The organism is Comamonas sp. FG99, from assembly GCF_057808605.1.
The window spans coordinates 36972-43468 of sequence record NZ_JBMDII010000043.1; the positions used below are offsets into that span (position 1 = coordinate 36972).

Consider the following 6497-nt stretch of genomic DNA (forward strand, 5'->3'; position numbering starts at 1 on the left):
GATCAGCGCAGCAAGCCATGCTCGCGCGCGCGCCGCACCGCCTGCGTGCGCGAGCTCACGGCCAGCTTGTCGTAGATATGCCGGATGTGCGAATCGATGGTCCATCGGGATAGGTGCAGGCTCTCGGCAATCTCGCGATTGCTCATGCCCGCGGCAACATGGTCGAGTATCTGCCGCTCGCGCTCGCTCAGCGCCGCGCTGAGCGCCGGATCGGGCGCGGGCGCCAGCGGGTGCGCCGGCGCCGCATGGCCGCCGGCCGGCCGGCCCACCAGGTCGAGGATGCGCCGCGCGATGAACGGGTCTATGGGCGCGCCGCCCTTGAGCACGCTCTTGACCGACAGCGCGATCTCCAGGTCGTCGCGCTCCTTGAGCACATAGCCGTTGGCGCCGGTGCGCAGCGCGCCGAGGATCATCTCCTCGGTGCTCCAGGCCGAGATCACCAGGATGGGCAGTTGCTCGCTTTGCGCGCGCAGCCAGGCGATCAGCTCGATGCCGCTGCCGTCGGGCAGGCCCAGGTCGACCAGGGCCATCGCGAACGGCTGTGGCCCCTGGCCCGGCGGGGCCGCCAGGGCCCGGCACTGCGCCACCGAATGGGCGTGGCGCAGCTGCTGCGGCGCGATGCCGATCGAGGCCAGCACCTCGCCCAGCCGCGCGAGCATGGCCGGGTCGTCGTCGACCATCAGGACGGGAAGTGGCGTGGTGCACATCGCTGCATTCTGGCGCAATGCCGCGCCGCCGCCATCCCGCATTTGCGGGATCGCAGGCACACTCTCAGGCTGCGCTCGGCCAGACATACAGCACCGCGCTGGTCATCGCCAGGTAGCGCAGGAACTTGCCCACGCCCATGTAGAGCACGCAGGGCCAGAACGGCAGCCGCAGCCAGCCGGCCACCGCGCACAGCGGATCGCCCACCACCGGCAGCCAGCTCAGCAGGCAGGCCTTGGCGCCCCAGCGGCGCAGCCAGACGCGGGCCAGGCGCTGGTGGCGCGACTGGCCGTGGTGCGGGCCCTGGGGTGGGGCCTTGGGCGGTGCGCCAGGCTGGCGGTGCGCGCGGGCCCGGCTCCAGCCCTTATGCGCGGCCAGGCCCATCCACCAGCTGATCGCGCCGCCGATGGTGTTGCCGATGGTGGCCACGGCGATGGCCTGCCAGAACAGCTCGGGGTTGAGCTTGAGCAGGCCGATGACCGCGGGCTCCGAGCCCAGCGGCAGCAGCGTGGCCGACACCAGGGCGACGACGAACACGGTGGACAGGCCGAACTGGGGCAGGGCCAGCCATTGCAGCAATTGTTGAATCCACGCTTCCATGGCGCGAGTGTAGGGGGCGCCCGCGGCGGATTCCGGCAAAAGCCCCCTTGCCGAGACGGCATGCCTTTTGTATGTTGTAGGGGCTTGGCCTTTGGAGCGCCCCATGATCGCATTTCGCTTTTCCCGCCGGGGCGCCGCCCTGGCTTGTGTACTGGCAGGCTTGCTGGCCGGTGTGCTGACCGGTGGCGGCCTGCGGGCCGCCACGCTCACCCTCGAAGGCCCGGGCGGCACGCGCCAGCTCGACAGCGAGGCGCTGGCCCACCTGCCCGAGGCGCGCGACATCGAGGTGCCGCGCGATGTGTCGTACCACCGCGCCATGCGCTACCGGGCGGTGCCGCTGGCCGTGGTGCTGCGCGAGCTGGGCCTGACCGCCGCCGACACGCTGGAGGTGGTGGCGACCGACGGCTTCGTGGCGCAGCTGCCGGGCGCGCTGGCGCTGCAGCAGGGGCCCGGGCGGGCGCAGCCCTGGCTGGCGATCGAGGCCAAGGACGCGCCCTGGCCGGTGCTGCCCGACCGCCCGCATGGCGCGGGGCCGCTGTACATCGTCTGGCCGGTGGACCAGGGTGTGAGCAGCGAGCAGTGGCCGTATGCGGTGGCGCGGCTGCATGTGCGCGAGGCGCCCGAGCGCCGCTGGCCCGAGATCACGGTGGCCGCCGGGCTGCCGGCGAGCGACCCGGCGCGGCGCGGCCAGGCGGTCTTCATCGTGCAGTGCATGGCCTGCCACACGATGAACGGCGCGGGCGGCGCCACCATGGGGCCGGACCTGAACCGGCCGATGAGCCCGGTGGAGTATTTCCAGCCCCAGGCGCTGCGCCAGCTGGTGCGCAACACCGCCAGCGTGCGGCGCTGGCCCGCGCAGGTGATGCCGGCCTTCAGCACCGAGCAGCTCAGCGAGGCCGCGCTCGACGACCTGATCGCCTACCTGCGCCACATGGCGCAGCGTCGCCAACTGCCGCGCTGATTCCGGGCTGGCGACGCAGTTTTCCCGTGCCGCTTTTTTAAGCAGGTACAATCGCTGCCTTCGCCTCCTAACTCCCTGACTACCCCGGCACCGCGCTTCGCGTGAAGCGCAGCTTTTCTGCTTGCATGTCCGTGCGCATCGGTCCCTATACCTTGGCCAACCAGGTCTTCGCCGCCCCCATGGCGGGCGTGACCGACCGGCCCTTTCGCCAGCTGTGCAAGGCGCTGGGGGCGGGCTATGCGGTCAGCGAGATGGTGACCTCGCGCCCGGACCTGTGGGCCAGCCTCAAGACCAGCCGCCGCGCCAACCACGACGGCGAGCCGGGACCGATCGCGGTGCAGATCGCCGGCACCGATGCCGAGATGATGGCCGACGCCGCGCGCTACAACCTGGATCGCGGCGCGCAGATCATCGACATCAACATGGGCTGCCCGGCCAAGAAGGTCTGCAACAAATGGGCCGGCTCGGCGCTGATGCAGAACGAGGCGCTGGCCGTGGAGATCGCGCAGGCGGTGGTCGCAGCCTGTGCGCCGCATGGCGTGCCGGTCACGCTGAAGATGCGCACCGGCTGGTGCGATGCGCACCGGAACGCGGTGGCGCTGGCCACCCGCTTCGAGGCGGTGGGCATACAGATGCTCACCGTGCACGGGCGCACGCGCGAGCAGGGCTACAAGGGCTTTGCCGAATACGACACGATCGCCGCCGTCAAGGCCGCGGTGCGCGTGCCGGTGGTGGCCAATGGCGACATCACCAGCCCCGAGAAGGCGCGCGCGGTGCTGGCCCATACCGGTGCCGACGCGGTGATGGTGGGCCGCGCCGCGCAGGGGCGGCCGTGGATCTTCCGCGAGATCGTGCATTTCCTGCAGACCGGCGAGCACCTGGCACCGCCGCTGGTGGCCGAGCTGCGCCGGCTGCTGCTGGCGCACCTGCAGGACCACTATGCGCTGTATGGCGAGAGCACCGGCGTGCGTTCGGCGCGCAAGCACATCGCCTGGTATGTGCAGGGCCTGCCCGGGGGAGACGCCTTCCGGCGTGCGATGAATGGGATTGAAGACAGCGCTGCGCAATGGCAGGCGGTGGCCGATTATCTGGATGCGCTGGCCGCGCAGATGGACCGCCTGCCCGCCGCCGGCGCGCCGGCAGCCGGCGAGGGGGTGCCGGCTGCACATACAACGACGAGTGAATGGGTATGAGCAAGACAACAACGATTGAACAATCCGTGCGCGAGAGCCTGCAGACGTATTTCCGCGATCTCGATGGCGAGATGCCGGACCGCGTCTACGAAATGGTGGTGCGCATGGTGGAGCGGCCGATGCTGGAGGTGGTGATGAGCCAGGCCGACCACAACCAGTCGCGCGCGGCCGAATGGCTGGGGCTGAACCGCAACACCCTGCGCAAGAAGCTGGTCGAGCACAAGCTGCTGTGAACCCGGAAACTACGATATTGATAGCTGCTACCAAATGACAGGTAAGCGCCAGAGCCAGTTTTTACATTGAAGAGAGTCTCATGAACGCACTGATCTCCGTCTCCGACAAGACCGGCATTGTCGAGTTCGCGCAAAGCCTGCACGCGCTGGGCGTGCGCCTGCTGTCCACCGGCGGCACCGCCAAGCTGCTGGCCGAGGCCGGCCTGCCGGTGACCGAGGTGGCCGAGCTCACCGGCTTCCCCGAGATGCTGGACGGCCGCGTCAAGACCCTGCACCCCAAGGTGCACGGCGGCCTGCTGGCGCGCCGCGATGTGCCCGAGCACATGGCGGCCCTCAAGGAGCACGGCATTGACACCATCGACCTGCTGGTGGTGAACCTCTACCCCTTCGAGGCCACGGTGGCCAAGGCCGGCTGCACGCTGGCCGACGCGATCGAGAACATCGACATCGGCGGCCCGGCCATGGTGCGCTCGGCCGCCAAGAACTGGCAGGATGTGGGCGTGGTCACCGCCGCCGACCAGTACGCGGCCGTGCTGGCCGAGCTCAAGAGCGCCGGCAAGCTCTCCGGCCAGCTGCGCTTCGCACTGTCGGTGGCCGCGTTCAACCGCATCGCCCAGTACGACGGCGCCATCAGCGACTACCTGTCCAGCGTGAAGTTCGAGGACGAGAAGCTGTCCGAAACCTACGTGCCCGAGCGCAGCCCCTTCCCCGGCCAGAGCAACGGCCACTTCACCAAGGTGCAGGACCTGCGCTACGGCGAAAACAGCCACCAGCAGGCCGCGCTGTACCGCGACCTGTACCCGGCACCGGGCTCCCTGGTCACCGGCGAGCAGTTGCAAGGCAAGGAGCTGAGCTACAACAACATCGCCGACGCCGACGCGGCCTGGGAATGCGTCAAGAGCTTCGAGCAGCCGGCCTGCGTGATCGTCAAGCACGCCAACCCCTGCGGCGTGGCCGTGGGCAAGGATGCGTACGAAGCCTATGCCAAGGCCTTCCAGACCGATCCCACCAGCGCCTTTGGCGGCATCATCGCCTTCAACCGCACGGTGGACAAGGCCGCGGCCGAGGCCGTGGTCAAGCAGTTCGTCGAAGTGCTGATGGCCCCCGACTTCACGCCCGAGGCGCTGGAAATCTTCAAGCCCAAGGTCAATGTGCGCCTGATGAAGATTGCTCTTCCCCAGGGTGGTGAGCGCGCCTGGGAGCAGGGCCGCAATGCCATGGATGCCAAGCGCGTGGGCTCGGGCCTGCTGCTGCAGACCGCCGACAACCATGAGCTGGCCCTGGCCGAGCTCAAGGTCGTCACCGTGAAGCAACCCACTCCCGAGGAACTGCAAGACCTGCTGTTCGCCTGGAAGGTCGCCAAGTACGTCAAGAGCAATGCCATCGTCTTCTGCAAGAACGGCATGACCATGGGCGTGGGCGCGGGCCAGATGAGCCGCCTCGATTCGGCGCGCATCGCCAGCATCAAGGCCGAGGCCGCCAAGCTCAGCCTGCAGGGCACGGTCGTGGCCAGCGATGCCTTCTTCCCCTTCCGCGACGGCCTGGACGTGGTGGTCGACGCCGGCGCCAGCTGCGTGGCCCAGCCCGGCGGCTCCATGCGCGACCAGGAAGTCATTGACGCCGCCAACGAGCGCGGCGTGGCCATGGTCTTCACCGGCGTGCGCCACTTCCGCCACTGATGGCCGGGCTGGACGACGAGACGCCGCCGGCGCGGCCGCGCTGGCTGCTGTGGCTGATAGCGCTGGTGCTGTTGGCGGTGGTGCTGGGCATGCTCAACATCGGCCGCCTCATCCTGCGCCCCGATCCGGTGGATGCGGCGGTCGCCGCCCGCCCCGAGCTGGCCGCCGGCAAGGCCCTGGCCGAGGCCAGCGACTGCATGCGCTGCCATGCGGCGGCGCGCCAGGCCGTGGGGCCGAGCTTTCAGGAGATCGCCGCGCGCCACGCCAACCGCGCCGATGCGGTGGAATTGCTCGCCGGCAAGATCCGCAACGGCAGCGTGGGCGACTGGGGCCGCATCGTCATGCCGCGCCATCCGCAGATCGCCGAGGGCGATGCGCGGCGCATGGCCGAGTGGGTGCTGGCGGCCGCGCCGGCGGCCCGCTGATCCGCCGCCGGGGAGCGCCGCATGCCACCCACCGCAGCCCGGCGTCGCGGCCTGCGCTTTTGGGCGCTGTGCACGCTGGCGGTCTTCTATGCGATCTATCCGGCCAGCAACTGGCTGGCCGCGCGCCAGGCGCGGCGCTATGACTTCATCACGCCCTGGGACGCGCAGATCCCGCTGGTGCCCGAGTTCATCTGGGTCTATTTCTCGTTCTTCATCTTCATCCTGCTGCCGATCTGGCTGGTGGACCCCGAGGACATCGATGTGCTGGGCCGGCGCCAGGTGCTGGCCACCGTGCTGTGCGGCCTGGTGTTCGCGCTGTTCCCGGCCAACCTGGCCTTCGCGCGCGTGCTGCCCGAGGCCGAGCCCTATCGCAGTATCTTCGGCTGGATGTTCGCGCTGGATGCGCCGCACAACCTGCTGCCCTCGCTGCACATCGTCTACACCGTGGCCACGGGCCTGGCGCTGTACGCCGCGCAGCGGCGCCACGGCCGGCCGCTGCGCTGCGCGCTGATCGCGCTGTGGGGCATGGCCATCTGCGCCTCGACCATGCTGGTGCACCAGCACCACATCCTCGACGTGGCGGCGGCCGTGGCCCTGGTCGCGGTGCTGCAGTGGCTGGTGCGGGCGCGGCCGAATGTATAAAAATGGCACCCCACGCTCCCCACTGCGTTGGGTCGCTGCCCCTCCGAGAGGGGCGCTTT

At 69.6% G+C, this 6497-nt stretch carries 8 protein-coding genes; 6 read left to right on the top strand and 2 right to left on the bottom strand.

The window, feature by feature from the left end; genetic code table 11:
* Positions 1–2: 2 nt before the first annotated feature.
* Both ACODRX_RS22125 and ACODRX_RS22130 read right to left on the bottom strand, forming a co-directional pair.
* Complete coding sequence (locus ACODRX_RS22125) at positions 3–707, bottom strand: response regulator transcription factor (protein WP_488873699.1); 705 nt, start codon at positions 705–707, stop codon at positions 3–5.
* Between the two features lie 64 nt (positions 708–771).
* Positions 772–1305, bottom strand: a complete 534-nt coding sequence (locus ACODRX_RS22130) for a YqaA family protein (protein WP_488873700.1) — start codon at positions 1303–1305, stop codon at positions 772–774.
* Between the two features lie 103 nt (positions 1306–1408).
* Between ACODRX_RS22130 and ACODRX_RS22135 the strand changes: the two genes are divergently transcribed.
* The 6 genes from ACODRX_RS22135 to ACODRX_RS22160 all read left to right on the top strand — a co-directional run bounded on the left by ACODRX_RS22135 (position 1409) and on the right by ACODRX_RS22160 (position 6438).
* A complete protein-coding gene (locus ACODRX_RS22135) occupies positions 1409–2266 on the top strand; it encodes a c-type cytochrome (RefSeq protein WP_488873701.1) in 858 nt (285 codons plus the stop codon).
* A gap of 125 nt (positions 2267–2391) precedes the next feature.
* Positions 2392–3459 carry a tRNA dihydrouridine synthase DusB gene (gene dusB / locus ACODRX_RS22140; RefSeq protein ID WP_488873702.1) on the top strand — a complete coding sequence of 356 codons (1068 nt, stop codon included), beginning with the start codon at positions 2392–2394 and terminating at the stop codon, positions 3457–3459.
* Positions 3456–3692, top strand: coding sequence for a Fis family transcriptional regulator (locus tag ACODRX_RS22145; RefSeq protein ID WP_488873703.1), 237 nt, complete (start codon positions 3456–3458; stop codon positions 3690–3692). The genes dusB and ACODRX_RS22145 overlap by 4 nt, the downstream gene beginning before the upstream one ends.
* Positions 3693–3772: 80 nt before the next feature.
* Positions 3773–5371 carry a bifunctional phosphoribosylaminoimidazolecarboxamide formyltransferase/IMP cyclohydrolase gene (purH, locus tag ACODRX_RS22150; RefSeq protein WP_488873704.1) on the top strand — a complete coding sequence of 533 codons (1599 nt, stop codon included), beginning with the start codon at positions 3773–3775 and terminating at the stop codon, positions 5369–5371.
* Complete coding sequence (locus ACODRX_RS22155; protein ID WP_488873705.1) at positions 5371–5796, top strand: c-type cytochrome; 426 nt, start codon at positions 5371–5373, stop codon at positions 5794–5796. The genes purH and ACODRX_RS22155 overlap by 1 nt, the downstream gene beginning before the upstream one ends.
* A gap of 21 nt (positions 5797–5817) precedes the next feature.
* Complete coding sequence (locus ACODRX_RS22160) at positions 5818–6438, top strand: phosphatase PAP2 family protein (RefSeq protein ID WP_488873706.1); 621 nt, start codon at positions 5818–5820, stop codon at positions 6436–6438.
* Positions 6439–6497: the final 59 nt, after the last annotated feature.

Bases quoted from the DNA above. Each gene is read 5' to 3' on its own strand.
- ACODRX_RS22125 (WP_488873699.1), bottom strand. From the start codon at position 707: ATGTGCACCACGCCACTTCCCGTCCTGATGGTCGACGACGACCCGGCC.
- ACODRX_RS22130 (WP_488873700.1), bottom strand. From the start codon at position 1,305: ATGGAAGCGTGGATTCAACAATTGCTGCAATGGCTGGCCCTGCCCCAG.
- ACODRX_RS22135 (WP_488873701.1), top strand. From the start codon at position 1,409: ATGATCGCATTTCGCTTTTCCCGCCGGGGCGCCGCCCTGGCTTGTGTA.
- dusB (WP_488873702.1), top strand. From the start codon at position 2,392: ATGTCCGTGCGCATCGGTCCCTATACCTTGGCCAACCAGGTCTTCGCC.
- ACODRX_RS22145 (WP_488873703.1), top strand. From the start codon at position 3,456: ATGAGCAAGACAACAACGATTGAACAATCCGTGCGCGAGAGCCTGCAG.
- purH (WP_488873704.1), top strand. From the start codon at position 3,773: ATGAACGCACTGATCTCCGTCTCCGACAAGACCGGCATTGTCGAGTTC.
- ACODRX_RS22155 (WP_488873705.1), top strand. From the start codon at position 5,371: ATGGCCGGGCTGGACGACGAGACGCCGCCGGCGCGGCCGCGCTGGCTG.
- ACODRX_RS22160 (WP_488873706.1), top strand. From the start codon at position 5,818: ATGCCACCCACCGCAGCCCGGCGTCGCGGCCTGCGCTTTTGGGCGCTG.